This window comes from Vibrio sp. D173a (genome assembly GCF_030248475.1).
Genome location: NZ_JAHGAH010001623.1, coordinates 1 through 753, shown reverse-complemented (window position 1 = coordinate 753; position 753 = coordinate 1). Strand labels below are relative to the sequence as shown.

At 40.9% G+C, this 753-nt stretch carries 1 pseudogene; it reads right to left on the bottom strand.

The window, feature by feature from the left end:
* A pseudogene (locus tag KIV40_RS35190) lies at positions 1 to 263 on the bottom strand (glycosidase); the annotation flags it as partial.
* Positions 264 to 753 lie beyond the last annotated feature (490 nt).

The window sequence follows — 753 nt, the reverse complement described above, 5'->3', positions numbered from 1 at the left end:
CTAGTGCCGTAGCCGGTACCGTGACCAATGGAGTCATCGCCATTCACAAAGCTTTCGACCATTACTTGGTAGATACGCAGGTCGTTGATTTCTGCGCTGTGTGTGGTTTGACATTGGTAGGCATTGAGGTCGACCTGTTCAGAGGTCTCGGTTGTAGCCTGGCATCCAGCTAAGAGTGCGAAAGAAACCGCTAAGGCCGTCGTAGTTAGGGTGCGTTTCACGTTCAAGTCCTTATTATTGTGTTTTGCTTCATTATTGACCAAGTGAAACAGAGGTAAATCATCCATAAATCAAAGGGCTGAGGATGAGAAAAAGGGCTGAGAGATCTTAATCACAATATATTTACATTTCATCACGCGGAGTATGATTTGGTGCAAATTTATTCACTACTTAAAGGTATGCGATGAAGTAAAAATAACTGAGTTAGTATCTATGAAGAGGTATATAAGAGAGGAACAATCTAAGTTCTGTCGGTGGGGTCACTCATCGTTATCTCAAAATCGAGCGTTTGGGCTTTATAAAACAATTGTTATGGTGTTTTATGTGAAATGTTAATGATTGTGGGTGGTTTCATTGTTTTTCTAAAACAATACGCTTGGTTGGCGTGGCTTATTTAACAACCTAACTCTTTGAATCATTGGCGCTTACTGTAAATGGTTCGATAAGAATGAGTAAAGAATGTGAGTAGTGATTCTTCCCAGTTTGTAGACGATGAATATCGCTTTGAACCCTCGTTACGGGCGAAGTTTTCAC